This window comes from Mycobacterium sp. (genome assembly GCF_052144515.1).
Classification (GTDB): Bacteria; Actinomycetota; Actinomycetes; order Mycobacteriales; family Mycobacteriaceae; genus Mycobacterium.
On record NZ_JBKQQD010000361.1, the window covers coordinates 1 to 25,756 of the forward strand.

The 25,756-nt window shown below is 64.6% G+C and carries 27 protein-coding genes and 2 pseudogenes; 18 read left to right on the plus strand and 11 right to left on the minus strand.

All coding sequences use genetic code 11. The annotated features are described in order from the left end of the window. Window positions 1–54: 54 nt before the first annotated feature. Window positions 55–399, minus strand: coding sequence for a Zn-ribbon domain-containing OB-fold protein (locus tag ACLP9N_RS23400; protein ID WP_442409625.1), 345 nt, complete (start codon window positions 397–399; stop codon window positions 55–57). 68 nt (window positions 400–467) lie between these two features. On the opposite strand from ACLP9N_RS23400, the gene ACLP9N_RS23405 reads away from it, so the two are divergent. The 3 genes from ACLP9N_RS23405 (at window position 468) to ACLP9N_RS23415 (ending at window position 4,257) form a co-directional block, all read left to right on the plus strand. Beyond that, window positions 468–1,661 (plus strand): thiolase family protein, encoded by a 1,194-nt coding sequence (locus ACLP9N_RS23405; protein WP_442409626.1) that lies wholly within the window; start codon window positions 468–470, stop codon window positions 1,659–1,661. A 33-nt stretch (window positions 1,662–1,694) separates the two neighbouring features. Beyond that, window positions 1,695–3,149 (plus strand): FadR/GntR family transcriptional regulator, encoded by a 1,455-nt coding sequence (locus tag ACLP9N_RS23410; protein WP_442409627.1) that lies wholly within the window; start codon window positions 1,695–1,697, stop codon window positions 3,147–3,149. Between the two features lie 136 nt (window positions 3,150–3,285). Beyond that, window positions 3,286–4,257, plus strand: a complete 972-nt coding sequence (locus ACLP9N_RS23415) for an anti-sigma factor RsbA family regulatory protein (RefSeq protein WP_442409628.1) — start codon at window positions 3,286–3,288, stop codon at window positions 4,255–4,257. 10 nt (window positions 4,258–4,267) lie between these two features. Here the strand turns inward: ACLP9N_RS23415 and ACLP9N_RS23420 are convergent, their stop codons facing one another. Continuing rightward, window positions 4,268–4,414: a hypothetical protein gene (locus ACLP9N_RS23420; protein ID WP_442409629.1), complete on the minus strand. Its 147-nt coding sequence runs from the start codon at window positions 4,412–4,414 to the stop codon at window positions 4,268–4,270. A 318-nt stretch (window positions 4,415–4,732) separates the two neighbouring features. Here ACLP9N_RS23420 and ACLP9N_RS23425 point away from each other — a divergent pair. After that, a pseudogene (locus ACLP9N_RS23425) lies at window positions 4,733–5,272 on the plus strand (hypothetical protein); the annotation flags it as partial. A gap of 4 nt (window positions 5,273–5,276) precedes the next feature. Here ACLP9N_RS23425 and ACLP9N_RS23430 read toward each other — a convergent pair. Further along, window positions 5,277–6,758, minus strand: coding sequence for a cytochrome P450 (locus ACLP9N_RS23430; protein WP_442409630.1), 1,482 nt, complete (start codon window positions 6,756–6,758; stop codon window positions 5,277–5,279). Between the two features lie 117 nt (window positions 6,759–6,875). Here ACLP9N_RS23430 and ACLP9N_RS23435 point away from each other — a divergent pair, with 117 nt between their 5' ends. Both ACLP9N_RS23435 and ACLP9N_RS23440 read left to right on the plus strand, forming a co-directional pair. Continuing rightward, window positions 6,876–7,520, plus strand: coding sequence for a TetR/AcrR family transcriptional regulator (locus ACLP9N_RS23435; protein ID WP_442409631.1), 645 nt, complete (start codon window positions 6,876–6,878; stop codon window positions 7,518–7,520). A gap of 41 nt (window positions 7,521–7,561) precedes the next feature. Beyond that, complete coding sequence (locus ACLP9N_RS23440; RefSeq protein WP_442409632.1) at window positions 7,562–8,428, plus strand: SDR family oxidoreductase; 867 nt, start codon at window positions 7,562–7,564, stop codon at window positions 8,426–8,428. Window positions 8,429–8,430: 2 nt separating this feature from the next. Here the strand turns inward: ACLP9N_RS23440 and ACLP9N_RS23445 are convergent, their stop codons facing one another. Both ACLP9N_RS23445 and ACLP9N_RS23450 read right to left on the minus strand, forming a co-directional pair. After that, window positions 8,431–9,519, minus strand: coding sequence for a DNA polymerase IV (locus ACLP9N_RS23445; protein ID WP_442409651.1), 1,089 nt, complete (start codon window positions 9,517–9,519; stop codon window positions 8,431–8,433). Next, entirely contained in the window at window positions 9,519–10,121 is a 603-nt protein-coding gene (locus ACLP9N_RS23450) for a TetR/AcrR family transcriptional regulator (protein WP_442409633.1), read from the minus strand. The genes ACLP9N_RS23445 and ACLP9N_RS23450 overlap by 1 nt, the downstream gene beginning before the upstream one ends. A 92-nt stretch (window positions 10,122–10,213) precedes the next feature. On the opposite strand from ACLP9N_RS23450, the gene ACLP9N_RS23455 reads away from it, so the two are divergent. The 6 genes from ACLP9N_RS23455 to ACLP9N_RS23480 all read left to right on the plus strand — a co-directional run bounded on the left by ACLP9N_RS23455 (window position 10,214) and on the right by ACLP9N_RS23480 (window position 16,632). Next, on the plus strand, window positions 10,214–10,792 hold the full coding sequence (locus ACLP9N_RS23455) for an NAD(P)H-dependent oxidoreductase (protein WP_442409634.1): 579 nt from the start codon (window positions 10,214–10,216) through the stop codon (window positions 10,790–10,792). A 485-nt stretch (window positions 10,793–11,277) separates the two neighbouring features. Then, window positions 11,278–11,517 carry a redoxin NrdH gene (locus ACLP9N_RS23460; protein ID WP_442409635.1) on the plus strand — a complete coding sequence of 80 codons (240 nt, stop codon included), beginning with the start codon at window positions 11,278–11,280 and terminating at the stop codon, window positions 11,515–11,517. A gap of 44 nt (window positions 11,518–11,561) precedes the next feature. After that, window positions 11,562–12,023 carry a class Ib ribonucleoside-diphosphate reductase assembly flavoprotein NrdI gene (nrdI, locus tag ACLP9N_RS23465; RefSeq protein ID WP_442409636.1) on the plus strand — a complete coding sequence of 154 codons (462 nt, stop codon included), beginning with the start codon at window positions 11,562–11,564 and terminating at the stop codon, window positions 12,021–12,023. Continuing rightward, entirely contained in the window at window positions 11,993–14,167 is a 2,175-nt protein-coding gene (gene nrdE / locus ACLP9N_RS23470; RefSeq protein WP_442409637.1) for a class 1b ribonucleoside-diphosphate reductase subunit alpha, read from the plus strand. Before nrdI ends, nrdE begins: the two co-directional genes overlap by 31 nt. A gap of 49 nt (window positions 14,168–14,216) precedes the next feature. Beyond that, the gene (locus ACLP9N_RS23475; RefSeq protein ID WP_442409638.1) at window positions 14,217–14,951 is read left to right on the plus strand and encodes a TetR/AcrR family transcriptional regulator; all 735 of its coding nucleotides are present in this window, start codon (window positions 14,217–14,219) and stop codon (window positions 14,949–14,951) included. Window positions 14,952–15,096: 145 nt separating this feature from the next. Beyond that, window positions 15,097–16,632: a flavin-containing monooxygenase gene (locus ACLP9N_RS23480; RefSeq protein WP_442409639.1), complete on the plus strand. Its 1,536-nt coding sequence runs from the start codon at window positions 15,097–15,099 to the stop codon at window positions 16,630–16,632. On the opposite strand, the gene ACLP9N_RS23485 is transcribed toward ACLP9N_RS23480, so the two are convergent. From ACLP9N_RS23485 to ACLP9N_RS23495, 3 genes are read right to left on the minus strand one after another with little or no spacing between them, the layout of a single operon-like run. Then, window positions 16,600–17,169 carry a TetR/AcrR family transcriptional regulator gene (locus ACLP9N_RS23485; RefSeq protein WP_442409640.1) on the minus strand — a complete coding sequence of 190 codons (570 nt, stop codon included), beginning with the start codon at window positions 17,167–17,169 and terminating at the stop codon, window positions 16,600–16,602. The genes ACLP9N_RS23480 and ACLP9N_RS23485 overlap by 33 nt on opposite strands. Beyond that, window positions 17,153–17,599 carry an SRPBCC family protein gene (locus ACLP9N_RS23490; protein WP_442409641.1) on the minus strand — a complete coding sequence of 149 codons (447 nt, stop codon included), beginning with the start codon at window positions 17,597–17,599 and terminating at the stop codon, window positions 17,153–17,155. Before ACLP9N_RS23490 ends, ACLP9N_RS23485 begins: the two co-directional genes overlap by 17 nt. 52 nt (window positions 17,600–17,651) lie before the next feature. Continuing rightward, window positions 17,652–19,226, minus strand: a complete 1,575-nt coding sequence (locus tag ACLP9N_RS23495; protein ID WP_442409642.1) for a phytoene desaturase family protein — start codon at window positions 19,224–19,226, stop codon at window positions 17,652–17,654. Between the two features lie 141 nt (window positions 19,227–19,367). Between ACLP9N_RS23495 and ACLP9N_RS23500 the strand changes: the two genes are divergently transcribed. Further along, a complete protein-coding gene (locus ACLP9N_RS23500) occupies window positions 19,368–19,922 on the plus strand; it encodes a TetR/AcrR family transcriptional regulator (RefSeq protein ID WP_442409643.1) in 555 nt (184 codons plus the stop codon). A gap of 6 nt (window positions 19,923–19,928) precedes the next feature. On the opposite strand, the gene ACLP9N_RS23505 is transcribed toward ACLP9N_RS23500, so the two are convergent. Next, window positions 19,929–20,492, minus strand: coding sequence for a TetR/AcrR family transcriptional regulator (locus ACLP9N_RS23505; RefSeq protein WP_442409644.1), 564 nt, complete (start codon window positions 20,490–20,492; stop codon window positions 19,929–19,931). A 122-nt stretch (window positions 20,493–20,614) separates the two neighbouring features. Between ACLP9N_RS23505 and ACLP9N_RS23510 the strand changes: the two genes are divergently transcribed. Together ACLP9N_RS23510 and nrdF are read left to right on the plus strand one after the other, a co-directional pair. Beyond that, window positions 20,615–21,502, plus strand: a complete 888-nt coding sequence (locus ACLP9N_RS23510) for an SDR family oxidoreductase (protein WP_442409645.1) — start codon at window positions 20,615–20,617, stop codon at window positions 21,500–21,502. Between the two features lie 111 nt (window positions 21,503–21,613). Then, on the plus strand, window positions 21,614–22,588 hold the full coding sequence (gene nrdF, locus ACLP9N_RS23515) for a class 1b ribonucleoside-diphosphate reductase subunit beta (RefSeq protein ID WP_442409646.1): 975 nt from the start codon (window positions 21,614–21,616) through the stop codon (window positions 22,586–22,588). On the opposite strand, the gene ACLP9N_RS23520 is transcribed toward nrdF, so the two are convergent. Continuing rightward, window positions 22,557–22,844, minus strand: coding sequence for a hypothetical protein (locus ACLP9N_RS23520; protein WP_442409647.1), 288 nt, complete (start codon window positions 22,842–22,844; stop codon window positions 22,557–22,559). The two genes, nrdF and ACLP9N_RS23520, sit on opposite strands and share 32 nt — an antisense overlap. 357 nt (window positions 22,845–23,201) lie before the next feature. On the opposite strand from ACLP9N_RS23520, the pseudogene ACLP9N_RS23525 reads away from it, so the two are divergent. Then, window positions 23,202–23,420, plus strand: a pseudogene (locus tag ACLP9N_RS23525) (hypothetical protein); the annotation flags it as partial. A 70-nt stretch (window positions 23,421–23,490) separates the two neighbouring features. Here the strand turns inward: ACLP9N_RS23525 and ACLP9N_RS23530 are convergent. Next, window positions 23,491–23,688: a hypothetical protein gene (locus ACLP9N_RS23530; RefSeq protein ID WP_442409648.1), complete on the minus strand. Its 198-nt coding sequence runs from the start codon at window positions 23,686–23,688 to the stop codon at window positions 23,491–23,493. A gap of 780 nt (window positions 23,689–24,468) precedes the next feature. Between ACLP9N_RS23530 and ACLP9N_RS23535 the strand changes: the two genes are divergently transcribed. Then, window positions 24,469–24,654: a hypothetical protein gene (locus tag ACLP9N_RS23535; protein WP_442409649.1), complete on the plus strand. Its 186-nt coding sequence runs from the start codon at window positions 24,469–24,471 to the stop codon at window positions 24,652–24,654. Between the two features lie 652 nt (window positions 24,655–25,306). Beyond that, window positions 25,307–25,471, plus strand: coding sequence for a hypothetical protein (locus ACLP9N_RS23540; RefSeq protein ID WP_442409650.1), 165 nt, complete (start codon window positions 25,307–25,309; stop codon window positions 25,469–25,471). Window positions 25,472–25,756 lie beyond the last annotated feature (285 nt).

The window sequence follows — 25,756 nt, forward strand, 5'->3', positions numbered from 1 at the left end:
CAAAAGCCCCCGACACGCCGAGCGTGTGTGGGCTTTTGCGTCTGCTCGCCACCTCTAAGCCGGCGCGAACAACGGGGCGCCGCCCGCGCCCCGTTCGGCCCGGGCGTCAACCGGCATCCCGACCTTCACCGAATCCGGTTCGCAGCCAACGATATTGGCAGCGACTCTAAGTCCGCTCTGTTCTGCGAGCTCGACGATGGCGATCACATACGGAGTCGGGATCTCCGGGTTGTAGGGGTGGTAGTTGACCGTATAGGTGAACACCGTGCCCTGTCCGGACACCGCCCGTGCGATCAACGGGCCGCCGCAGTCGCGGCAGTCGCCGGCGGGCGGATGAACCCAACGTGCGCACGCGTCGCAGTGCTCAATGAGCAGCTGGGACGTGGGCTCGGCTGACACGACCAATACAGTACACTCTATTTGTTTTGGCGCATGCGGCGGGTTTAGGTCTCACGGGTTAGGTGCAGATGAGCTACTTCGAAAAAGACGCGATCATCTCCGGCATCGGAATCTCGCGAATCGGCCGTCGCACCGGCATTCCGGGCTTCGAGCTGACCATGGAGGCGGTGCGATCCGCCATCGCCGACGCGGGCCTGGCCGCCGCCAACATCGACGGCATCGCCACCCTCGGTGATACGCCGCCCGGCGAGGTCAACGCCGCCCTGCGCATCGAAGCCGCGGATTGCGGAAGCGGCTTCGGCACCGGCGGCCTGCTGAGCCCGGTGATGTCGGCGTGCCGTGCGGTCGCCGAGCGACGCGCCCGCCACGTGGTGATCTACCGGACCATCCAAATGCTCGGCGGCACAGTCCCGGTGAAGCAGGAAGAAAATGCCCCCGCCCCGCCGCTGGCGCGCATGTTCGAGACACCCGCAGGGGCCCCGCGCCCGGCTGTCGGCGCCATGGACGACGTCAACGATCTTGTTGCGGCGCAAGCGTATTCCGCGGCGAACTGGCTGGCGCTGAACTGCCGTCGTCACATGGAGCTGTACGGAACCACCAAAGAGCAGCTGGGCTGGGTGGCGCTGAACGGCCGGCGCAACGCGGCATTGAATCCCCTTGCGGTCTATCGCGAACCGATGACGATGGCCGACTACCTGGGTGCGCGGCCGGTGTCGACGCCGTTCGGGCTGCTGGACTGCGACGTCCCCATCGACGGCTCGATCGCGGTGGTGGTATCGAACGCCGAGTACGCACGCGACTGCCCGCACCGCGCGGTGGCGGTGGAGGCGATCGGCGGGTCCGACGGTGCCGGCGGCTGGTTCCACCGCGACGACTACCCCAAGATGGCCATGTCGGATGCGACGGCGCAGATGTGGTCGCGCACCGAGTTGACGCCCGCCGACCTTGACGTCGCCGAGTCGTACGACGGTTTCACGTTTCTCACCCTCGCGTGGCTCGAAGCGCTCGGAGTGTGCGGCGACGGCGAGGCCGGCCCGTTCGTCGAGGGCGGTGCGCGGATCGCCCGCGACGGCCAGCTGCCGCTGAACACTTACGGTGGCCAGCTCTCCGCCGGACGCATGCACGGCTACTGGGCGCTGCACGAGGGGTGTTTGCAGTTGCGCGGCGAGGCGGGAGAGCGGCAGGTGTCGCAGCGCCCCGAGGTCGGTGTCGTCTCCGTGGGCGGTGGTCCCGTCGCGGGATGCATGCTGCTCACCTGTTGAGACACCTTGTGGGACAACTCGATTGAGCCGCGCATGAGCCGCGAGACCGGCCCGGCGGACAAACGAGCATCGAAGATCGCCCGCCAGATCGAGGCGGACATCGTGCGCCGCGGCTGGACCATTGGAGAGTCGCTGGGTTCCGAGCACGCCCTCCAGCAACGCTATGAGGTGAGCCGATCGGTGCTGCGGGAGGCCGTTCGCCTCGTCGAGCACCACCAGGTTGCCCGGATGCGCCGCGGACCCAACGGCGGCCTGCTCATCTGCGAGCCCGATGCCGGCCCGGCGACCCGCGCCGTCGTCATCTATCTGGAGTATCTGGGCACCACGCTCGGCGATCTGCTCAACGCGCGCCTGGTGCTCGAGCCGCTGGCGGCGTCGCTGGCCGCCGAACGGATCGACGAAGCCGGAATCGACAGGCTGCGAGCCGTGTTGCGCGCCGAACAACAGTGGAAACCCGGTCTGGACGCGCCACGTGACGAATTCCACATCGCGCTGGCGCAGCAGTCGAAAAACCCTGTCCTGCAGCTGTTCATCGATGTGGTGATGCGCCTGACCGCGCGCTATGCCCGCAAGTCGCGGACAGGCTCCGCCGGCGAAGCCATCGAGCTGGTCGACCAGATGCACACCGACCACTCCGACATCGTCGGCGCAGTGACCGCCGGCGATGCGGCGCGGGCCACGACACTCAGTGAGCGGCACGTGGAAGCGGTCACCGCGTGGTTGCAGGAGCATCAGCGCGGCGACGAAGTGCAGCCAACCGGCGCCCGAGAAACGCGGCTCGACCTGGAGGTACCGCGCGGCAAGCTGGCCGAGGTGCTGGCGGCCACCATCGGCGACGACATCGCCGCCAGCGGCTGGCGGGTCGGTTCGGTCTTCGGCACCGAGAGCGAGCTGCTCGAACGCTACCGGGTGAGCCGGTCGGTGCTGCGCGAAGCCGTGCGGCTGCTCGAACATCACGCCGTCGCACACATGCGCCGCGGACCCGGTGGCGGGCTGATCGTCACGAAACCGGAGGCGCAGGCCAGCATTGACACCATCGCCCTCTACCTGCAGTATCGCCAGCCCAGTCGCGAGGACTTTCGCTGCGTCCGGGATGCCATCGAGATCGACAGTGTCACCAAAGTCGTCGCCAAGGTCGTCGAGCGGCGCGGCGAATCTGAGGTGACGGCGTTCCTGAACACCCATGGTGCCGCTCAGTGTGAAACGGCCGACGATATGCGCAACGCTGCTGTCGAAGAGTCACGATTTCATATCGGACTTGCCCAACTCGCCGGCAATGCGCTGCTGGATCTGTTCCTGCGGATCATCGTCGAGCTGTTCCGCCGGCATTGGTCCAGCACCGGGCAGGGCTTGCCGACCTCAAGCGACGTTGTCGCCGTTGAGCGCGCTCACCTGCGGATTCTCGAGGCGATCAGGGACGGTGATGACAGCCTGGCTCGCTACCGCATCCGTCGTCATCTGGACGCCGCCGCATCCTGGTGGCTCTAAGAGCACCCGACAGATCTGAGTCGGCGTGTCCGTTAGCCACGCACGCGTAGCGAAGGGCCGTCTGGGGTATTGGAAAGGAGACCGACGGCCGGTCCGTCAGGGGGTTGGCACAGTGACACACGGCGGGAGCGCTTACATGACGACGCGCACGGACGCCGAGCAACAGGGCTTCGTACATTCCGCGCTGCTTTACCAGTCGCAGGGGGAATACCTGGACTTCGTGCTGAGCTTCGCGGTCGACGGTTTGGCGGCAAGCGAGCCGGTGCTGATCGCGGTGCCCGGCGACAACTTGGCGCTGCTGCGCGACGCGCTGCGCCGCGAATGCGACGGCATACCGGCCGGGTTGCACACGGCCGACATCACCGAGGTCGCCCGCAACCCGAGCCGGTTTCTGGCGATAAAGAGCCGCTTCGCCGAGGAATACCGCGATCGACGGGTGCGCATCGTCAGCCAACTCGTCTGGCCGGGCCGCACCGATGACGAGCTCCTCGCCTGCGTAGAGGATGAGGCGCTGGTCAACGAGGCGCTCGAGGGCCACCAGGTGCTGGGATTGTGTCTCTACGACGCCAATCGCCTGGATGAGGACGTGCTGGCGGGTGCCCGGGCGACTCATCCGCTGCTGTGGAGATGCGGATCGCTGCATCGCAGTGCGGAATACGCGCCGGATGACGCGCTGGCACGCTGCAACAGACCGCTGCCCGTAAATCCGGGGGCGGTCACGTTTACGGTCCGGAAGACCGCGGACCTGCGTCCGGCGCGGTCGTTCGCCGTCAGCTACGCCAGTTGGGTCGGACTATCCGAGGACGGCACCGAGGATCTGCAACTGATTGCCACCGAGCTGGCCACCAACAGCTTGATGTACACGGACGGCGCGTGCCAGCTGGCCTTTTGGCGGGACAAGCAGCATCTGGTGTGTGAGGCGCGCGACACCGGACAGTTCGACGACCCGCTGGCCGGCCGCCGCCCCCCGGGCGACAGCGGCACCGCCAGCCGCGGACTGTTCCTGGTCAATGCCATGGCCGATTTGGTCCGCACCCACACCACGACGAGCGGCACCACCATCCAGGCGTACCTCAGGATGGAGCCGTCGCCGGGACCGACTGGCTGACGCGTCCGATCTAGCGCTGTTGCGGTGTTCCCGGCGCCGGCTGAGTCGGTGCAGGGAGTTCTGAGGTGCAGCCCACCGCGAGCATCGCGAACGTGGTGATCAGCGCTGCGACCACGGTCCGAACTGCCAGCGTCCTCGTACTGCCCTTCGTGCTCATCGGTGGCGCCTTTCATGGCCTAGTGCGTAAGCGTGTTTCTGCGACGGCAAGTCTGGCAGATGGTATCGGCGGCATCGCACGGGGTCGTTTCCTGGTTTTGGCCCGAAACCGCCGGTAGATCGATTGTCCGTGAACGGTCTTGGCCGTCGGCGTTAATGAACTTGCACCGCCGGCGCTCGGCGTCTAGTGTCGGCGCTCGTGCGTCTTCTTGCCGTAGTAGCCAGCACCCGCAGCGGGGTCTGATCCAGACCGACCCCCCGCTGTGGGTCGGAAGCTACTACCGTCGGTCGCTCCTCCCGACCAGAGAAGACCGGCACCATGACAATTCTTTCCAGGTTTTCTCGCCTTTCCGACCTTTCCGACCTTTCCGACCTTTCCGACGGCGCGGAACGCCAGTGCGTGGCCAATGCCTGGTTCGGCGACCACTTCGGCGCCGCGTTGCCCCGTGGGCTGCGGGAGCAGGCCGAAGACATGTCCTGGGAGAGCTTCGTCGCGACCTACGGTCACACCGCCGGCCCGCTGCGACTGGGGCACTGGGCCTGTACCGACACCCAGCGGCCCGCCGCGCGGCTGGGACCGCAGGCCCGTAACTTCCAGGCCGTCATTGCCGTCGGCGACCGCATCAGCACCTCGACTGCCGCCGCCAGCGGGCCCGTCGCCGCTCTCACCGCAATGCTGCACGAGCGCGGGATCACGGTGGAGACGTTGAAGTTTCATCAGATGCGATCCGGCGAATACACCGCCACCTTCGTCTGCGGCAGCGACGGGATCCGCGCCGAATGGGCGATGGGCTGGGCGGAAGATCCGACGCAGTCCGCGCTGCGCGCGGTCATCGCATGCGCCAACCGGCTGGTGGCCGAAATTAGAACGGGCGCAGCACGATCGGCATGCCGTCCTTCGGTATGGGCATGCCGCCGTAGTCCCAGCTCGGCTTGTAGCCGGGCCGGGGAAGCTCCAGCTGGTAGCGGCGCAGCAGCCGGTGCAAGATCGTCTTGATCTCCAACGTCCCAAACACCGACCCGATGCACTTGTGGGCGCCGCCGCCGAACGGCGCGAACGCGTAGCGGTGCCGCTTGTGCTCGCTGCGCGGCTCCGTGAAACGCTCCGGGTCGAATTTCAGCGGGTCCGTCCACAGTTCTGGCAGCCGGTGATTCATCCCGGGATACGCGATGACGTTGGTGCCCTCGGGTAGGTAGTAGCCCAGCAGTTCGGTGTCGCGCACCGTCCGCCGCATGGCCCACTGCACCGGCGTCACCAGCCGGATCGACTCGTTCATCACCAGGTCGAGCGACTCCAGCTTCTCCAGCGACTCGATGTCCAACGGCCCGTCGCCGAGGCGGTCCGACTCGTCGCGGCAGCGCTGCTGCCACTCCGGGTGGGCGGCCAGGTTGTACGCCATCGTCGTGGCCGTGGACGTCGATGTGTCGTGCGCGGCCATCATCAGGAAGATCATGTGGTTGACGATGTCCTCGTCGGAGAACCGGTTGCCGTCCTCGTCCGCGCTTTGGCACAACACCGACAGCAGGTCGCTGCCGTCCTTCCCGCGTTGTTCCTTGACGCGCTCACGGAAGTAGTCCTCCAGCAGTTCGCGCGCCTTCAAGCCACGCCACCAGGTAAATGGCGGAACGCTGGTGCGGATGATCGCGTTGCCCGCCCGCGTGGTGATCGCGAACGCCTTGTTCACCTTGGTCACCAGCTCGTGATCGGTGCCCGGCTCGTGTCCCATGAACACCATCGAGGCGATGTTGAGGGTCAGTTCCTTCATCGACGGATAGAGCCGAAAGCGCGCGTCGTTGACCACCCAGTCGTCGGCCACTACTTGCGAAACGACCTTGTCCATCTGCTCGACGTAGCTGACCAGCCGGGACCGGATGAATGCCTCCTGCATGATCCGCCGGTGGAAAATGTGCTCCTCGAAGTCGAGCAGCATCAGCCCGCGGTGAAAAAACGGCCCGATCACCGGGACCCAGCCCTGTTGCGAGTAGTCCTTGTTGCGGTTGGAGTAGATGACCTGCGCGGCGTCCGGGCCCAGAGCGGCGACGCCCGGCAGCACGGGCGAGTCCCCGAACACGACCGGACCCTTGGTCCTGTACATGTGCATCACGTAGTCCGGCCCGCCGCGCAACATCTCGATGAGGTGCCCGATGATCGGCAGGCCCGCGTCACCGAGGGCCGGCTTGAGGCCGCTGCCCGGCGGCGGGTCGGCCAGCTTGCGCTCCGGGAACTGGGTGTTCAGCAGCCGGCGCTCGACCAGGCCCATGCCGGGGAAGTTGTTGATCGACGGGGTGAACCGGCGCCGCGCCTGGTCAAGCAGGTAGTGCGGGGTGCTGATGGTGGTGGCCATAGACGCTCCTTTGCGGGCCCGGGCGACGTGACACCTGTCACTCGTCAACTATCCTTCGGGACGAACTTGACGGCTGTCAAGTTTGCTTTTCGTGCGCCGTAGTGCAAGGTCAGGGGGATGGATAACACCGCGGTGAATCCGGAGCAGGGCGAGCCGGCCGTGCGGCGCCGCGGTGACAAGCACCGGCAAGCGATCATGGGAGCGGTGCGTGAACTATTGCAGGAGAAACCGTTCGCCGAGCTCTCGGTCAGCACCATTAGCCTGCGAGCCGGGGTGGCCCGGTCTGGTTTCTACTTCTATTTCGATTCCAAGTACTCGGTGCTCGCCCAGATCATGGCCGAGGCCGCCGAAGAACTCGAAGAACTCACGCAGTATTTCGCGCCCCGTCAGCCGGGCGAGTCACCGGAGCAATTCGCCAAACGGATGGTGGGCAGTGCGGCCGCGGTCTATGCAGACAACGACCCGGTAATGGCGGCCTGTAATGTCGCGCGCCACAACGATATTGAGATCCGCGAAATTCTCGATCGACAATTCGAGGTGCTGCTGCACCAGATCGTCGGCATCGTCGAGGCCGAGATGAAGGCCGGAACCGCGCATCCGATCAGCGACGACATCCCGACACTGGTCCGCACCCTGGCGGGCGCAACCGCTTTGGTGCTGACCGGCGACCCCATTCTCGCCGGCCGCGATCATGGCGTGGAGCGCCGCGTGCGGGTACTCGAGCAGTTGTGGCTGCACGCGCTCTGGGGCGGACAGCCTTAGGCAGTAAAGGCAAATGCGTTACCCCCGGTATCGTCACGGCCATGGCGCAGACGGGGCGGTATTACGAGGGAAAGCGGTGTTTTGTCACCGGTGCGGCCAGTGGCATCGGCCGCGCCACCGCATTGCGGCTGGCCGCGCAGGGTGCCGAGCTCTATCTGACGGACCGCGACACTGACGGTCTGCAACAAACCGTGACCGATGCCCGCGCGCTGGGCGCACAGGTGCCCGAGCATCGCGCTCTCGACGTTTCCGACTACCACGACGTAGCCATGTTCGCGGCCGATATCCACACCCGGCATCCCAGCATGGATGTCGTGATGAACATCGCCGGCATCTCGGCCTGGGGAACGGTCGACCAGCTCACGCATGAGCATTGGAGCAAAATCATCGCGATCAACCTGATGGGTCCGATCCACGTCATCGAGTCGTTCGTCCCGCCCATGGTGGCGGCCGGCCGGGGCGGGCATCTGGTCAACGTGTCATCTGCGGCAGGGCTGGTCGCGCTGCCCTGGCATGCCGCCTACAGCGCCAGCAAGTACGGGTTGCGTGGGTTGTCCGAGGTGCTGCTCTTCGACTTGGCCCGGCACCGCATCGGCGTGTCGGTCGTGGTGCCCGGCGCGGTAAAGACCCCGCTGGTCAGCACCGTCGAGATCGCCGGCGTCGACCGCGACCACCCCAAGGTGAGTCAATGGGTCGAGCGCTTTGCCGCTCATGCCGTGTCACCGGAAACAGCAGCCGAGAAGATCTTGGCGGGGGTCGCCAAGAACAGGTACTTGATCTATACGTCGCCAGACATCCGAGCGCTGTATGCATTCAAGCGGTTGGCGTGGTGGCCCTACAGCCTGGTGATGCGTCGGGTCAATGTGTTCTTCACGCGCGCACTTCGGCCCAGCCCGGCGCCCCACTGAAGCTACTCAGGCATCTCGAGTTCCAGCCGGACTCCGATTAAACGGACCGGGCGGTCCAGCCCGAACAGGTCCAGGACGCGAAGGGCGGCGGCGGTGATGGTGTCGCGATCGGTGGTGGGCTCCGGCAGCTTGCGGATCTTGGTGCGCGTGTAAAACGTCGAGGTACGCACGGTGACCGCCACCCGCGCGACGATACGCGCCCTGGATGTGATGGCCACGACGTCGTCCAGAGTTCGCCGGGCCAAATCCGTTACCGCTTGGTCCATTTCGGATCGGTCGGTGAGGTCGCGCGGAAAGGTCACGACGTGGCTGCGGGAGCGCGGCACCCACGGCTGCGCGCTGACGTGGGTGTCGCCACCCCCCTTGGCGAGCAGTAACAGCCAGAGGCCGGTGCGCGGGCCGAACGTTGACGTCAGCAGTTCGGCGTCGCTGTGCGCAAGCTGCCAGACTGTTGTGATATCAAGGGCTGCAAGCTTTTTCGCGGTCTTGGGGCCCACGCCCCAGAGCGCGTCGACCGGACGGTCGGCCATCACGGACATCCAGTTCGCGTCGGTGAGGGCAAAGATGCCCGCTGGTTTCGCGAAGCCGGTGGCGACCTTGGCGCGCTGTTTGTTGTCGCTGATACCCACCGAGCAGGAGAGCCCCGTCTCCGAGGAGATGATGGTGCGGATCTGCTCGGCGACCTCGGCGGGATCGGCTGCCACTCCGGCTGGCAACCCGAGGTACGCCTCGTCCCAGCCCCACACCTCGACGGGATGTCCCAGGTCCCGCAACAGCCCCATCACCTGCTCGGACGCCGCGTCGTAGGCGGGCGGATCCGACGGCAGAAAGGTGGCCCCCGAGTTTGGGGGGCAGCGGCGGGCGGCGCTGCGCAATGGCATGCCAGCGTGCACGCCGAACTCGCGGGCCTCATACGAGGCGCAGGTGACGACCTTGCGCGGTTCGGTCGGATCACCGTTGCCACCGACGATGACCGGCAGCCCGACCAGTTCGGGGTGGCGGCGCAGTTCCACCGACGCCAGAAACTGGTCGAGGTCGACGTGCAGGACCCAGCCCGGCGTCGGCTCGCCGCAGCTTTCCGTGGGGCGGATCACCGCCCGCACAGCTTGCACGCCAAGCTCTCCCACGCGTCGCCCAAGGTCTGCAGGGTGTGCCCGCTGTCGTTGAGTTGATGGTCGACGTAGTCGGCGTCGAGCAGCGCCAGCAGTGCGTCGGTCTGGGCGTCGAGGTCGCCGCTGGTATGCGCCGACTGCAGGAGTACGCGCACGTGCGTGCGCAGGACCGCGGCGGCGGGGCCGTAGCGGGTGTGTGGATCGCGGTTGGCCGCCGACAGCAGCGCGTGGTGGGTGTGGACGAAGCAGATCCGCTCCCGGCCGAACGCCACCAGCCGATCCATCGGCGGCGCGTCGGGGCCCAGCGGCGGCGGGCCGAAGAGAAATGCCTGTTGACTGGCCCGTTCGTCCTCGTCGAGCAGTTCCATCATCAGGCCCGCCCGGCTGCCGAACCGGCGGAACAGCGTGCCCTTGCCGACGCCGGCGGCCGCGGCGACGTCGTCCATGGTGACCGCGTCGGCGCCGCGTTTGGCGACCAGGTTGCGCGCGGCGTCGATCAACAGTGCGCGATTGCGCGCCGCGTCACTTCTCTCTAGTGCAGCGGACACCGGCAATTCGCACACCCGCTCGACACCGCTCACCCCTGCACTCTAACGCGGTTGGAATAAATCGGACTAAAGTCCGTTTCAGTCGTGAAAAGATGTAGACCAACGATTTGAAGGGGACCGGAACAGTGGCAGAGAACGTAGAGAACTCCGTCATCACAGTATTGGCGTTGGTGGGCAGCTTGCGTGCGGCGTCGGTCAATCGCCAGATCGCGCAGCTGGCGGCCGAGGTGGCTCCGGAGGGCGTCACCGTTACCCTGTTCGACGGGCTGGGGGACCTGCCGTTCTACAACGAGGAAATCGACGATGCGACCAACGATGCCGTCGAGCATGCGCCCGCCCTGGTGGAGGCGCTGCGGGCCGCGGCGGCCGATGCGGATGCCGTCCTGGTGGTGACCCCCGAGTACAACGGCAGCATTCCCGCGGTGATCAAGAACGCGATCGACTGGCTGTCTCGCCCCTTCGGCAACAGCGCCGTGAAGGGCAAGCCGTTGGCCGTGATCGGAGGATCATTCGGCCAATACGGCGGGGTGTGGGCGCACGACGAGACCCGCAAGTCGTTCGGAATCGCCGGTGCGCGTGTGGTCGACGCGGTGAAGCTGTCGGTGCCATTCAAGACCCTGGCAGGCAAGGCTCCCGCGGAGCACGCCGAACTGTCGGCAAACGTCCGCGACGTTGTGGGCAAGCTCACCGCCGAGGTCAGCTGACATCTGAGCTGACAAATGCGCAGTAGAAGCCGCCAGTCGCGGCTGGCGGCTTTGCTGGCTTCGGGCCGGCGGTGTGCGCGCGCCGGGCACGGGCGGGGATTGTCGGTGGCCGGTGATAGACCTATGCATGTGGGCGGTGCCGGCAGCGTTTGTGACTTGCGACACGCCGAGCGCTGCGCCGGACAAAGCGTAACGACCAGGGAATTTCAAAAATGTTATTCAGAACATCTTGTATCTGGGCAACTTGTCACCCACTAGGTGTAGTGTTTCGCAGGTCGGCAGATCCCAGGATCACCAAGCCGCTCCGGCCTGGTGGACCTCTCGGAATCGGCCTGAATATGTCGAAGTCAGGGCTTCGACCTAGTCGGCCGCAGGACGGGAATCTTGGGACTTGACGGACCGCTGAAGATAGCGCAGACGTTGTACCAAGTAGTTGCCAGTCCGTGATCAAGTTCCCCACCTTCCGCAAAGGAGCGGTATCTCAGATGAGCATCACCGTGTACACCAAGCCCGCATGCGTACAGTGCACCGCCACCTACAAGGCGCTGGACAAGCAGGGCATCGCGTACGAGAAGGTCGACATCAGCGTGGATTCCCAAGCGCGGGACTACGTGATGGCGCTGGGCTACCTGCAGGCTCCCGTCGTGGTGGCGGGGAACGACCACTGGTCGGGTTTCCGGCCCGACCGCATCAAGTCGCTCTCCGAGGCCGCGCTGACCGCGTAGCGCGGCCGAGGATGGGTGAGATTAGTTAAGGAGGTTGCGGTGCCATGGACATCACGGGGCGCAACCTGGTCTATTTCTCCAGCGTGTCGGAGAACACCCACCGCTTCGTGCAGAAGCTGGGTGTGCCCGCCACGCGGATACCGCTGCATGGTCGCATCGAGGTCGATGAGCCGTACGTGCTGGTGCTGCCCACCTACGGCGGCGGGCGGGCCACTCCGGACAGCTCGAATATTGAAGACGGCGGCTATGTCCCCAAGCAGGTCATCGCGTTTTTGAACAACGAGCACAACCGCTCGCTGATCCGCGGCGTCATCGCCGCCGGCAATAACAACTTCGGCGCCGAGTTCGCCTATGCGGGCAACGTGGTTTCCCGCAAGTGCGGCGTCCCCTACCTTTACCGCTTCGAACTGATGGGAACCCCGGACGACGTGGAAGCCGTCCGCGCGGGGCTCGCTGAATTTTGGAAGGAACAGACGTGCCACCAACCTTCACTGCAGAGCCTGTAACCGCTGTGCACCCCCACTTTTCGGGGGGCCCGGCGGAACTGGATTACCACGCGCTGAACGCGATGCTGAACCTGTACGACAAGGACGGCAAGATCCAGTTCGACAAGGACCGGGAAGCCGCCCACCAGTATTTCCTGCAGCACGTCAACCAGAACACGGTGTTCTTCCACAATCAGGATGAAAAGCTCGACTACCTGATCCGCGAGAACTACTACGAGCGTGAGGTCCTCGACCAGTACTCGCGCAACTTCGTCAAGACGCTGCTGGACCGTGCCTACGCCAAGAAGTTCCGGTTCCCAACGTTTCTCGGCGCTTTCAAGTACTACACCTCCTACACGCTGAAGACGTTCGACGGCAAGCGGTACCTGGAGCGCTTCGAGGACCGGGTCGTCATGGTCTCGCTCACGTTGGCGGCAGGCGACACCGGACTGGCGGAGAAGCTGGTCGACGAAATCATCGATGGCCGGTTCCAGCCGGCCACCCCGACGTTTTTGAACTCGGGCAAACAGCAGCGCGGCGAGCCGGTGAGCTGCTTCTTGCTGCGCATCGAGGACAACATGGAGTCGATCGGGCGCTCGATCAACTCCGCCCTGCAGCTGTCCAAGCGGGGCGGCGGAGTTGCGTTGCTGCTGACCAACATTCGCGAGCACGGCGCACCGATCAAGAACATCGAGAACCAGTCTTCGGGAGTCATCCCCATCATGAAGCTGCTCGAGGACTCCTTCTCCTACGCCAACCAGCTCGGCGCGCGTCAGGGCGCCGGCGCGGTGTACCTGAACGCGCATCACCCCGACATCTACCGCTTCCTGGACACCAAGCGCGAGAACGCCGACGAGAAGATCCGGATCAAGACGCTCTCGCTCGGTGTGGTGATTCCCGATATCACCTTCGAGCTGGCCAAGCGCAACGACGACATGTACCTGTTCTCGCCCTATGACGTCGAGCGGGTTTACGGCGTGCCGTTCGCCGACATCTCGGTGACCGAGAAGTACTACGAGATGGTCGACGACGCGCGGATCCGCAAGACCAAGATCAAGGCGCGGGAGTTCTTCCAGACGCTGGCCGAGCTGCAGTTCGAGTCGGGCTACCCGTACATCATGTACGAGGATACCGTCAACCGGGCCAATCCCATCGAAGGCAAGATCACGCATTCCAACCTGTGCTCGGAGATCCTGCAGGTGTCGACGCCGTCGTTGTTCAACGAGGATCTGACGTATGCCAAAGTGGGCAAAGACATTTCGTGCAACCTGGGGTCGCTGAACATCGCCAAGACGATGGACTCGCCGGACTTCGCCCAGACGATCGAGGTGGCGATCCGCGCGCTGACCGCCGTCAGCGACCAGACCCACATCTGGTCGGTGCCCTCGATCGAGCAGGGCAACAACGACTCTCACGCGATCGGGCTGGGGCAGATGAACCTGCACGGCTACCTGGCCCGCGAGGGCATCTTCTACGGTTCCGAAGAAGGCATCGACTTCACCAACATCTACTTCTATGCGGTGCTCTACCACGCGCTGCGCGCGTCGAACCGCATCGCGATCGAGCGCGGCACGCACTTCAAGGGTTTCGAGCGCTCCAAGTACGCGTCGGGCGAGTTCTTCGACAAGTACACCGAGCAGGCCTGGGAGCCGCAGACCGACAAGGTGCGTCAGCTGTTCGCCGATGCGGACATCCGCATCCCGAATCAGGACGATTGGCGCCGGCTGAAGGAATCCGTGCAGGCGCACGGCATCTACAACCAGAACCTGCAGGCGGTGCCGCCGACCGGATCGATCTCCTACATCAACCATTCGACGTCGTCGATCCACCCGATCGTGTCGAAGGTCGAGATCCGCAAGGAAGGCAAGATCGGCCGGGTCTACTACCCGGCGCCCTACATGACCAACGATAACCTGGAGTACTACCAGGATGCCTACGAGATCGGTTACGAGAAGATCATCGACACCTACGCGGCGGCCACTCAGCATGTGGATCAAGGGCTTTCGCTGACGTTGTTCTTCAAGGACACCGCCACCACGCGTGACGTGAACAAGGCGCAGATCTACGCCTGGCGCAAGGGAATCAAGACGTTGTACTACATCCGGCTACGCCAGATGGCGCTCGAAGGCACCGAGGTCGAGGGCTGCGTGTCCTGCATGCTGTAAATGCGCCGTCTGACCAGGTCAGCAGTGCCAACGGGTAAGGTGACTTGATGTGGTGAGAATTCCGCGACCCCATCCCAGCGTGAAGCCCGGGGTGAAGGTCGACGCGCGCAGCGAACGCTGGCGTGAACACCGCAAGAAGGTGCGCAGCGAAATCGTCGAGGCGGCGTTTCGCGCGATCGACCGCCTAGGGCCCGATCTGAGTGTGCGGGAGATCGCCGAAGAGGCCGGCACCGCCAAGCCGAAGATCTACCGGCATTTCCACGACAAGTCCGATCTGTTCCAGGCGATCGGGGAGCGTCTGCGCGACATGTTGTGGGCGGCGATCTTCCCGTCGATCAACTTCGCCACCAACTCGGCCCGCGAGGTCATCCGGCGCAGCGTCGAGGAGTACGTCACCCTCGTCGACATGCATCCCAACGTGCTGCGCGTTTTCATTCAGGCTCGCTCCGGAGCCAGCTCCGAGTCGACGGTGCGGATTCTCAACGAAGGCCGCGAGATCACGTTGGCCATGGCCGACATGTTCGACAACGAGCTGCGGGAGATGGAGCTGGACCCCGCAGCGGTCGAACTGGCCGCTCACGCGGCCTTCGGGTCGGCCGCGTCGGCCACCGAGTGGTGGCTGGGACCCGATTCGGACAGCCCGCGACGCATGCCGCGTGAGCAATTCGAAGCCCATCTGACGACCATCATGATCGGGGTCATTGTCGGCACCGCCGAGGCGCTGGGCATCACGATGGATCCTGACCAGCCGATTCAGAACGTGGTGCCGCGCAACTCTGCGTGAACCGAGGACCTTTGGCACGTTGACATCGTCTCGGCGGTCGTCAACACTCGTTCTATCCGATACCCTGGGTACTGGGTATTTGCCCGTATTTGCGATGGGTAACACGGCCCCGCACAGAAAGACCGATTCACCAATGACCAATGCCATGACCAGGCGCGAGACGGCATCCCACGACAAGCCACCGGTGCACACCCGCGCCGTCATCATCGGGACCGGATTCTCTGGTCTGGGTATGGCCATCGCGTTGCAGAAGCAGGGTGTGGACTTCGTCATCCTGGAGAAGGCCGACGACGTCGGCGGCACCTGGCGTGACAACAGCTACCCCGGCTGCGCGTGCGATATCCCGTCGCACCTGTACTCGTACTCTTTTGAACCCAAGCCGGACTGGAAAAACCCGTTCTCCTACCAGCCCGAGATCTGGGACTACCTTAAGGGCGTCACCGAGAAGTACGGGCTGCGCCGCTACATCGAGTTCAACTCCCTGGTCGACCGCGGCTATTGGGACGACGATGAATACCGCTGGCACGTGTTCACCACCGACGGTCGCGAATACGTCGCCCAGTTCCTGGTCTCGGGGGCCGGCGCGCTGCACATCCCGTCCGTCCCCGAAATTGACGGTCGCGACGAATTCGCCGGTCCCGCTTTCCATTCCGCGGAATGGGACCACAGCGTCGATCTGACCGCCAAGCGGGTGGCGATCATCGGAACCGGTGCGAGCGCGATCCAGATCGTGCCCGAGATCGTCGGGCAGGTCGCCGAATTGCAGCTCTACCAGCGCACCCCGCCGTGGGTGGTGCCGCGGTCCAACCCGGACCTACCGCTGGCGCTGCGGCGGGCAATGGAGAACGTCCCCGGGCTACGCGCGCTGACGCGTCTGGGGATCTACTGGGCGCAGGAGGCGCTGGGCTTCGGCATGACGAAGCGGCCGAACGCGCTGAAGTTCATCGAAGCCTACTGCAAATACAACATCCGCCGGTCGGTGAAGGACCGCGAGCTGCGCCGCAAACTGACCCCGCACTATCGCATCGGATGTAAGCGAATCCTGAACTCCTCCACCTATTACGGCGCCGTCGCGGACCCCAAGACCCAACTGATCACCGACGGCATCAGCCGAATCACGCGCGACGGCATCGTCACCGCCGACGGCACCGAACACCAGGTGGACGTGATCGTGTACGCCACCGGCTTCCACGTCACCGACTCCTACACCTACGTCCAGATCAAGGGGCAGCACGGCGAGGATCTGGTCGATCGGTGGAATCGCGAGGGCATCGGTGCCCATCGCGGGATCACCGTCGCCGATGTGCCCAACCTGTTCTTCCTGCTGGGACCGAACACCGGGCTGGGGCACAACTCCGTGGTGTTCATGATCGAATCGCAGATCCACTACGTCGCCGACGCGATCGCCAAGTGCGACAAGCTGGGTGCGCAGGCGCTGGCGCCGACGCGCGCCGCGCAGGACCGCTTCAACGATGAGCTGCAAGCCAAGCTGGCTCACTCGGTGTGGAACACCGGCGGCTGCGCCAGTTGGTATCTCGACGAGCACGGCAAAAACACCGTGCTCTGGGGTGGCTACACCTGGCAGTACTGGATGGCGACGCGGTCGGTCAAACCCGAGGAATACCAGTTCTTCGGGGTGGGCACGGGCTCAGGTGCCCGCCGTCGGGCCGTCACCGCCTAGCAGCCTGACGAACGCATTCGCAGCCGCGTCCACGCCCGCTTCGTCGTTGGTGGCCACGAGATCCAGTAGCAGGCCACGGGTCACGGCAAGCCCGAGCCTTGCCATCGCGCCATCGTAGGGAACGTCGGCTCCAATGTTCCCGGCCTCGACCTCTTGCAGCCAGCCGTCGACGGCGGCGGGAACCATGCGCGTGAACGGCTCTTCCCCCTGGGCCGCGCGCGAGTAGCACTCGAAAAAGAGGCGTTCCAAGTGGCGCAGTTCGGGGCGACGAAGGTCGGCCCACATTGCGGCGAAGCCCTCGGCCGGATTCATCGGCAGGTCGGGGACGAGCGCCATCTGGCGGCGCTCGGCCTCCTCGACGATCGCGATCAGCAGGCTCTCTCGAGAACCGAAGTGGTGTAACAACATTCGGTGGCTCGTGCCGACCGCCGCGGCCACCTCGCGCAGTGAGCGATCGCCGACACCGCCCGCCGCGAACTCGTCGAAGAGTGCGTCGAGCAGTTGCCGGCGTCGCGCAAGGTCAGGTGTGCGGGCCATCGGCGCGGCTGAGTTGCTCAGACCGGGCCTTGAGGCCTTGAGCCTCGAGCTCGAGGAAGCGCTTGGTTCTCTTGACGGTCAGTCGCCCGACAAGCGCGCCGAGGACACCGCCCTGGTCCAGCTGCTGGCGCACCAGGGTGCGGCCGCCGGATTGCGCGGTGACATAGTGGCGCGCGGTCACCCGCACGCCGGGGGAGCAATGCACCCACGTCCAGGACTCGCCCGGCTCGATCTCGGTGACCTTCCACACCAGCTTCTGCAGGCCGGGCTGCTTGATCGCGAACCCTCTGCCCACGGCGAGGGCGGAACCGTCCTGCCCGACCAGGGAAGTTACCGACGCCGTCCACTCGGGCCAGCGCTCGACATCGCTGAAGACATCCCAGACGAGCTGGGCGGGGGCATCGATCTCGATACTGTCCTCGTTAATCATGTACCAAATGGTACATGATGTGCCGGGCTTTGCCTATGCCCTGTTGAGGCCCTTACGAAACGCGCGCGTCGAGGTGCTTGAGGGCCGCCTCGGCGCCGTTCCAGCCGGGGATACCGGTCACCCCGGGGCCGGGGTGGGTGCATTGGCCGCACAGGTAGAGCCCGTCGACCGGCGTGGCGAACTTGTCGGCTCCTTCGACGACGCGGCCGGTCCACAGCTGGTTGGGCTGCAACAGGCCATGTGAATAGTCGCCGGCGTGCGCGCTGAAGGTGCTGCCGAAGTACCGGTTGGAGAACACCACGCGGTTGGTGACGGAGTCGGCGAACTCGGGCGCGAACGTGTCGAAGATGTTCACGCAGGTGTCGGCGTATTGCTCTTTCCAGCTTCGGTTTTCGTCGGCGTCCAGTCCGGTGGGGAAGTAAGGCGTGAAAATCGTTGCGCTGTGCTTACCTTCGGGCGCCAACGACGAGTCGACTATGCTGGGTATGTACAGATACGTGGGAGGGGCGTCGGGAAGCTGCCCCTTACGGTATTGCTCCCAGGCGTCGCTGATGTATTCCGGCGACGGCGCGTAGGCGACGGTGGGACACCATTGCCCGTTGTCCTGCATGTAGGGCTGCAGCCGTTCGATCCACTGGGGGGCTTGGTCGATGGTCAAATGCGCCTGGATGTAGCCCAGGTTGAAGTTGATCTCCTTGATCTTGCGGATGTAGTCGGGCGGAAAGTGCTGTGCGCCGGCCAGATTCACGAAAGTCGTGTACGGGTCGAGCGAGGACAGCACGGCGTCGGCGGAAATCGTTGTGCCGTCACGCAGTTCGACGCCGGTGGCGCGTCCGTCGGTGACCAGGATCTGCTTGACGTGCTGCTTCATCTGCACCTCGGCGCCCAACGATTCGGCGCGCCGGCACAGCGCGGTGCTCAGCGAGCCGATGCCACCGCGCGGCATGATGTATTCCACGTTGCCGCCGCCGATCAGGTAGTGATACAGCGTCGACGCATTCGAGCCCGGCGTCCACGGGCCGCCGTCGAAGGCGTCAATGGACATCGCGGCCAGCGAGCCCTGGATGCAGCGGCCCTGCTCGGGCGCCAGGAAGCGGCGGACCGTGTCCATGGTGCTGCCGTACCACATCTGGGCGAAGTCGTGGCGGTCCTCGGGCGTGGGTTGCGCGGCGATCACTTCGATGATGTCCAGCGGCGGACCGAACGCGGAGTCGACGAAGTAGGGCGCGAACCGGCCGAGGTGCGCGAACAAACCGCCAAGGCCCGTCGCGACGTCGGGTCCGTGATCGTCGAGAAGGTGGCGGGCCATGCGCTCGAGGTCGTTGTACATCACGAACGGGGTGTCTTCCGGCGCCCCGAACGTGCACGTGGACGTCCACTGGTCCATCAGTTCGAAGCCCCACTTGGTCAGCTCCAGGCGGTCTGTCATCTCGTGCCGCCAGATCAGCACCGCCCAGGCGCCCACGCTGTGCTTGTATCCATCGAAGAGTTCCCGGGTCGCGGCCATGCCCCCGAGGAAGTGCGCGCGCTCCAGGACAAGCACTTTCGCGCCGCCCTTGGCCAGCACATTGGCGGCCACCAGACCGTTGTGACCTGCCCCGACGACGATCGCGTCATAGTCCGCCATGCTGACTCCTTCGGTGGTGATCCCTGGATTGAACGCACAATGTCATACCTGACATATTTGCGTCAATGGTGACATTTGGTGTGTGCTGACACCGTGGAATCTCGTAGACAGCGCACGCGTCAGGCGTTGCAACAGGCGGCGATGAAGCGCTTCGCTGCCGACGGCGTGCAGCAAACCAGCGTTGCCGACATCGTCGCCGACGTCGGGGTCAGCGAACGAACCTTCTATCGGCACTTCCCGTCCAAGCACGCGGTGATCTTCGCCGACTACGACATCGGCTTCGAATGGTTCGCTCGCGCGCTGGCGCTGCGCCCGCACGGGGAACCGATCACGGTGTCGGTGCGAAAAGCCGTGGACGCCTTCCCTTTTGACTTCGCGATGGTCCGCGAAGCGGCCACTATTAGATCTCGCGACCTCGACCAGGACATCATCACCACTCACATCCGACGGATGCGCGATCAGGTCGCCGACGAGATCGGCCGCTTCATCCACCAACGATCGAAACCCACCGCCGACGGGGCCATGATCGCCGACATCGCGGCGCACAGCCTGGCCACCGCGGTGTTTGTCGCGCTGGAAGAGTGGATGAGCAAAGGCGGCCACGACATCGACGAATTAAGCCGCCTCACCGACATCGCGTTGAGCACCCTGGAGGACGGCCTCACCCACACCCTGCGGGACGCGGGGCTGGACTGAGGCCCGCTATTTTTCGGTCGGAAGCAGGTCGATCATCGAATCGATGAGTTGCTCGGCGCTGGTCTGCCACTTTTCCCACACGAGGTGGCCGCCCGACTCCAGGCCAGCCATGCCGTGGGCGCAGGCCAGCAGCAGAGCCCCGTAGTGCCGCGCCCGCTCGGGGCCGACGATGCGGCCCACCATTTCGAGGAACAGGTCGTGTGTGCGCTCTGCCGCCTGCACCGCCTGCACCGCCGCACTCGCCGCGGCCGGATCGCCCGTCGGCGTGGTGAACATGAGTCGGTACAGATGGGGCCTGGTCCGGCCGACGGCGAGCAGCGAAAGCAGCGCTGCGCGCAGGGACCCCGCCGGCGAGTCGTCGCCGGCGGCCAAGCGTTCGAGCTCGTCGCCCAGTTCGCTCAACGCGTTGGTGGCGAGGACCGTGAATAGCGTCTCTTTGTTGGCGAAGTGGCGATACGGCGCGGAACGCGAAACGCCGGTCCGGGCGCCCACCTCACGCAGCGTCACCGCTTCGGGTCCGCCGGCGTCGAGCAGCGCCCCCGCGGCTTCGAGCAACGAACGGCGGGTCATCGCGGCAGTCTCTGATCGCGTAGCCACCGCCAGCAGCATAGGGCCCACCATTTGAGTTGACAACGTCAACTGAGCAGGAAATAGTTTTCAGATGACATTGTCAACTCAGCAGGAGATAGTTCATGACAGCATCAAATCCCCCTGATCGCCATGAGTTGGTCGTCGTGAGCGGCGCCTCGACCGGCATGGGTGCGGCCACCGTCCGGGAGCTCGCCCGCAGGGGCTTTCACGTGCTGGCAGGCGTCCGCCGCGACATCGACGCCGATGCTCTACGAGGCGAAGGGATGGAGCCGCACATCCTTGACATCACGGTCGACTCGCATGTTGCAGCCATCGCAGACCGCGTCGCCCACGACCCGCCCGGTCGGCCCCTGCGCGCCCTAGTCAACAACGCCGGGATCTCGGTCAACGCACCGGTCGAGGCGCTGCCGATTTCCGAGTGGCGCCGGCAGTTCGAGGTCAATCTGTTCGGTCACATCGCGATGACCCAGGCGCTCCTGCCGGCCCTGCTGCGCAGCTCGGGCACCGTGGTCAACATCAGTTCCGTCGGCGGGAAGGTGGCGTTGCCGACCTATGGGGCGTACGCGGGTACCAAGTTCGCCCTCGAAGCCGCCAGCGATTCTCTGCGCCGCGAGGTCGCCGATCTCGGGGTCAGGGTCGTCGTCGTCGAACCCGGCGCGGTCAGGACCGAGATGTTGGAGCGTGGGGTGGCCAACGCCGATCGATTGAGGGCCGACATGACCACCGATCAACTCGAGCGTTATGGCGATCTCGTGGTAGCCATCTCGGAGCAAGCCCGTTCATTCGGTAAGCACGGTGTTTCCGCCGAACGCGCCGGGAAAGTGATCGCGAACGCGGCGACCGCGCCGCGTCCGCGAACGCGGTACACCATAGGACGTGACGCCGCAATCCTCGTACGATTGGCCCGCGTGCTGTCCGATCGCTTTCTCGACCGGATGGTGCGCCTTGGTCTTCGGCCGCACTACGTTGCGAACGCGGCTGCGTCGTAGTCGCGACACGCAAACACAAGCCCTTGTGTTGCACCGGCTAGTCGGACACCAGGGGTAGTGTTTGTGGCCTAGGTAACTACATCCAAAACCGGCAGGTGAAGTGGGGTTCTGGTGTCCGAAAACATGAAACTGATCGACCGGACCTCGGCGATCAACTGGAACCGTCTGCTAGACGAGAAGGACGCCGAGGTCTGGGACCGGCTGACGGGCAACTTCTGGCTGCCCGAGAAGGTGCCGGTATCCAACGACCTCCCGTCGTGGGGGACGCTGACCGCCGGCGAGAAGCAGCTGACGATGCGGGTGTTCACCGGGCTGACGCTGCTGGACACCATCCAGGGCACGGTCGGGGCGGTCAGCCTGATTCCCGATGCGCTGACCCCGCACGAACAGGCCGTTTACACCAACATCGCGTTCATGGAGTCGGTGCACGCCAAGAGCTACAGCTCGATCTTCTCCACGCTGTGCTCGACCGCTGAGATCGACGACGCCTTCCGCTGGTCGGAGGAAAACCCCAACCTGCAGCGCAAGGCCGAGATCGTGATGGAGTACTACCGCGGCGACGAACCGCTCAAGCGCAAGGTGGCCTCCACGCTGCTGGAAAGCTTCCTTTTCTATTCCGGGTTCTACCTGCCGATGTACTGGTCGAGCCGGGCCAAGCTGACCAACACCGCCGACATGATCCGGCTGATCATCCGCGACGAGGCCGTCCACGGCTACTACATCGGCTACAAGTTCCAGCGGGGCCTGGCGCTGGTGGATGAGGCCAAGCGCGCCGAGTTGAAGGACTACACCTACGAACTGCTCTTCGAGCTGTACGACAACGAGGTGGAGTACACCCAGGACCTCTACGATGAGGTCGGGCTGACCGAGGACGTCAAGAAGTTCCTGCGCTACAACGCCAACAAGGCGTTGATGAACCTCGGCTACGAGGCGCTGTTCCCGCGCGACGAGACCGACGTGAACCCGGCGATCCTCTCCGCGTTGTCGCCCAACGCCGACGAGAACCACGACTTCTTCTCCGGCTCCGGGTCGTCGTATGTGATCGGCAAGGCCGTCAACACCGAAGACGAAGACTGGGACTTCTAAACGCGCAGGTCACCGGGCCTAATGGTCGGTCAGGGACATCGGACAGCGGCCTATCGGTCGGTCGGCTGGACCACCGTGTGCCCACCCCGTGGACACATTTTGGACACACTTTCGCGAGCGCGAGCGTTGATCCAACGCGGTCGCAAACCGCCTCTAGATCGTCGTCGAACAGGTCGGCGTAGATGTCGAGCGTCATTGCCGCCGAGGCATGACCAAGCATCTTCTGGACCGCCTTGACATTCGCCCCGGCCGACACCGCAAGGCTGGCCGCGGTGTGACGAAGATCGTGCGGCGTGGCACGCGGATCCCGACTCGGCGACGGCTTTGGCGAACCACCCCGACGTGGGGTGGGGCCGCTTCAGGTGCCCGCCGTCGTCACCTGACCACAGTAGGTCGTCTCGGCCTCTTCCCCTCGCACTGGCGGGCCAGATAGCGCAGCAGGAACTCGGGGAGCGGCACAGTGCGCTGCTTGTGGGCCTTGGGGGCGCCGATGTATATCTGCTTACCCGACTGGACGGCATTCTCGGAGATGGTAGGGGGGTGTACGTCGTACACGCTGTACACCCCAAAAGCAGAGCAATAGTCCTCCACCTAGCCCACCGAGTTTCTTGAAGACCTCGAAGTCCTGGCTCTGACATGCGAGCACTTCACCGGTCTCGTGATACTCCATGAGCAGACCAACGTTGCGCGAAAGCTCGACGCCGAAGGTAAGAGCTATCGCCTGTACGACATCGTCGATGGGCAGCAGCGGCTTGCGACAATCGTGCTGCTTCTGGACGCGGCGCCGGGAACTCGCTTCCCTACGCGACCCAACGGCGCAAACCCTCGCTGAGGGCATCAAAAGGAATTACGTGGCGGCGACGGACGTAGGAGGTCAGCCCCTATTCAAGCTGACCCTGAACTCAGACTGCGACCACTACTTCCGCACGGTCGCGCTCAGCGATCAGCCAGGTCCAGAAGGACCGCAGATCAGCTCGGAGCGCCGACTCGCGGATGCACGTTACGAATTCCACGCCTACCTCACGCAGCGACGGGGCGAAAACGAGAAGGAGTGCCCAGGAGTGGCTCATCATCTCGGGCGCCGCTATCACATACGACATGTCCGTCCGCTTCCTAGCCGTCCCCAGCCCAGTCTGTGCCTGTCCTTTGAGATCGGTATGCAGTAGTGGACTACTGCTTTTCCCTGCGGCGTCCGAGAGTCCCCGACATCGTTGACAGGTGAGTCGCATTCAGATGCCACCGACGCCGAAACATCCGCGCTGGCGAATAACCCCCTATTCACCTGCCTGGGTAGTCACAAGAGGTGATTACTAAGGGCAGAAAGGCCACCACCATGAACATGAACACAACCCCGCAACCCGATGTCGCGCTGCCCGCCACGCCGATTGGAGCGGGGGGCCGGGCCGCTCGCTTCGGGAGCCTTTGATTGCCTGTCTTGAAGGATCGCCCTGCGTGCGGCCCGGCCCTGTTCGAGGCCCGCCAAACTTCCCGAGCCAGACTAGAAGTCTGATATAATGTAACCTCCAATCTGTTAGTATGCAAGATGCTAATTCAAGTGTATCGGCAGTATGACCGCACTTAGGCGCCGCCGCCGTAGCCACAGACAGAGCGGGAAACCGGATGTGCCCGCAGCGGCGGCGCGAACGGGGCCACCCGGGAGTGAACGTTCGGGCCTCCCGCGTGGCCGTCAAAAGGACCGCAAAGGAGGCTGCTGACCAGGTGCGGACTGTCGCTGAAGCCGAGCAATCCCAGATTGGGGTCGAAACGGCACGTTGTTCCTCATCACCCACTGGCGAAAAGCGTGCCTCCCGCGGCGTTCTGCCGCAGTTCGCTTCGGGTGCTCTGGCACAGCGAAGAGGACAGGTACTAAAGGAGGAGCAATGACCGCCATGCGAGTCATCCACACGGGACCGGAACACCGGCCCCAGGTCGAGCCGGTGTTCGAAGAGAGGGGAGTTGTGGACGTGACAATCCGCGAGGGCGGCACTGAGACGACGCCGGAGAGCCGGGGGCCTCGGCCACGGACGGCGTCGGCGCCCGATCCGGTGCGGACGCTAAGGAGCTAGCCCAAGCGCTGGCGGATCCCCGTTCGTAGCTGCGCGACGGTCCTGACCCGCGCTGCCTGGATAATTACTAGATGGAATTACTCGTCGGCGGCCTCGAATGTCTGCCGCCGGGCGTTCGCGCCGCTTGGCCGTGGCGAGGTAATGCCCCGCCAAGTCGGCCAATGTCCACGTCACCACAAACGTTCGGAGATAGCAGATTAGGCGTAGGCGTCCTCGCCGTTTGGCAAGCCGTGACTGATTCAATCCCAGTATCGTGCACCATAATCCTCGCAGCTCAGAGCATGGTTTTGAGGCTGGAGCTGGGCCTCGTGCACGCAACGTGCACAACCGTGCTGTAAGTCAGACCAGTCACACAGCTAACCCGGCCCCTTGGCCGGGTGCGCGCCACCGCGGGGCTTACGCGGCGGCACTTGAATACGTCATACCGACAATCACTTGAAATGCTCGCTTACATACTACAAGATTGGTGGGTGGCGTATACCATACTTCCAGTCCAGTATAAGCATCCATACACCTGGGATGTCACCGCGATCTGCGGCACATGCCTGCACCGGTCGGTGCCATCCGGCGGCACGGGCGCGTGCTACGTCGACGTGTTCCGGGCACCGCGCGGTGTGGCACGCCTAACCCGAATGAAAGGACGTCACCACCGATGAACACACATCCCAACCAACGCCACCGCTACGGCGACTGGCGCGACATGACCGTAGAAGAACTGCGCGACTGGCTACACCTCCAAGTCAGGTCATGGTGGCGCCACGTGACACTGATGGACCTATACGACGACCACCGAACGGCGCTAGGTCACATCGCCTAAGCCGATGGTGAACTCGTCGTCATCGACTTGACCATCGACCGATTTCCGCGACGGCACCCTTCTAACGCACCGCTGCCGCACCGACCAACATTCGTACTGCACGGTTGATGCCCGACAAGGCGCCAGGCCGCAAGCGATGACCGTACGGGCAGCTCGAACAGAGGTTGTCCCGGGTCTCGTGGAAGTTGAGGTGGCGGTCCCCCGCTTGATTCCTGCCGTGTGGTAGGTGTCGGGCGTTCCGCCAAAGAACACCAACAGCAAGGGGACCGCCGTGAAGAAGAGTAG

What these genes read in the sequence shown, in the direction of transcription:
- ACLP9N_RS23405 (WP_442409626.1), top strand. Translation starts at nt 468, where the DNA reads ATGAGCTACTTCGAAAAAGACGCGATCATCTCCGGCATCGGAATCTCG.
- ACLP9N_RS23410 (WP_442409627.1), top strand. Translation starts at nt 1,695, where the DNA reads ATGAGCCGCGAGACCGGCCCGGCGGACAAACGAGCATCGAAGATCGCC.
- ACLP9N_RS23415 (WP_442409628.1), top strand. Translation starts at nt 3,286, where the DNA reads ATGACGACGCGCACGGACGCCGAGCAACAGGGCTTCGTACATTCCGCG.
- ACLP9N_RS23420 (WP_442409629.1), bottom strand. Translation starts at nt 4,414, where the DNA reads ATGAGCACGAAGGGCAGTACGAGGACGCTGGCAGTTCGGACCGTGGTC.
- ACLP9N_RS23430 (WP_442409630.1), bottom strand. Translation starts at nt 6,758, where the DNA reads ATGGCCACCACCATCAGCACCCCGCACTACCTGCTTGACCAGGCGCGG.
- ACLP9N_RS23435 (WP_442409631.1), top strand. Translation starts at nt 6,876, where the DNA reads ATGGATAACACCGCGGTGAATCCGGAGCAGGGCGAGCCGGCCGTGCGG.
- ACLP9N_RS23440 (WP_442409632.1), top strand. Translation starts at nt 7,562, where the DNA reads ATGGCGCAGACGGGGCGGTATTACGAGGGAAAGCGGTGTTTTGTCACC.
- ACLP9N_RS23460 (WP_442409635.1), top strand. Translation starts at nt 11,278, where the DNA reads ATGAGCATCACCGTGTACACCAAGCCCGCATGCGTACAGTGCACCGCC.
- nrdI (WP_442409636.1), top strand. Translation starts at nt 11,562, where the DNA reads ATGGACATCACGGGGCGCAACCTGGTCTATTTCTCCAGCGTGTCGGAG.
- ACLP9N_RS23480 (WP_442409639.1), top strand. Translation starts at nt 15,097, where the DNA reads ATGACCAGGCGCGAGACGGCATCCCACGACAAGCCACCGGTGCACACC.
- ACLP9N_RS23485 (WP_442409640.1), bottom strand. Translation starts at nt 17,169, where the DNA reads ATGGCCCGCACACCTGACCTTGCGCGACGCCGGCAACTGCTCGACGCA.
- ACLP9N_RS23490 (WP_442409641.1), bottom strand. Translation starts at nt 17,599, where the DNA reads ATGATTAACGAGGACAGTATCGAGATCGATGCCCCCGCCCAGCTCGTC.
- ACLP9N_RS23495 (WP_442409642.1), bottom strand. Translation starts at nt 19,226, where the DNA reads ATGGCGGACTATGACGCGATCGTCGTCGGGGCAGGTCACAACGGTCTG.
- ACLP9N_RS23500 (WP_442409643.1), top strand. Translation starts at nt 19,368, where the DNA reads ATGAAGCGCTTCGCTGCCGACGGCGTGCAGCAAACCAGCGTTGCCGAC.
- ACLP9N_RS23505 (WP_442409644.1), bottom strand. Translation starts at nt 20,492, where the DNA reads ATGACCCGCCGTTCGTTGCTCGAAGCCGCGGGGGCGCTGCTCGACGCC.
- ACLP9N_RS23510 (WP_442409645.1), top strand. Translation starts at nt 20,615, where the DNA reads ATGACAGCATCAAATCCCCCTGATCGCCATGAGTTGGTCGTCGTGAGC.
- ACLP9N_RS23530 (WP_442409648.1), bottom strand. Translation starts at nt 23,688, where the DNA reads ATGTCGTATGTGATAGCGGCGCCCGAGATGATGAGCCACTCCTGGGCA.
- ACLP9N_RS23535 (WP_442409649.1), top strand. Translation starts at nt 24,469, where the DNA reads ATGACCGCCATGCGAGTCATCCACACGGGACCGGAACACCGGCCCCAG.
- ACLP9N_RS23540 (WP_442409650.1), top strand. Translation starts at nt 25,307, where the DNA reads ATGAACACACATCCCAACCAACGCCACCGCTACGGCGACTGGCGCGAC.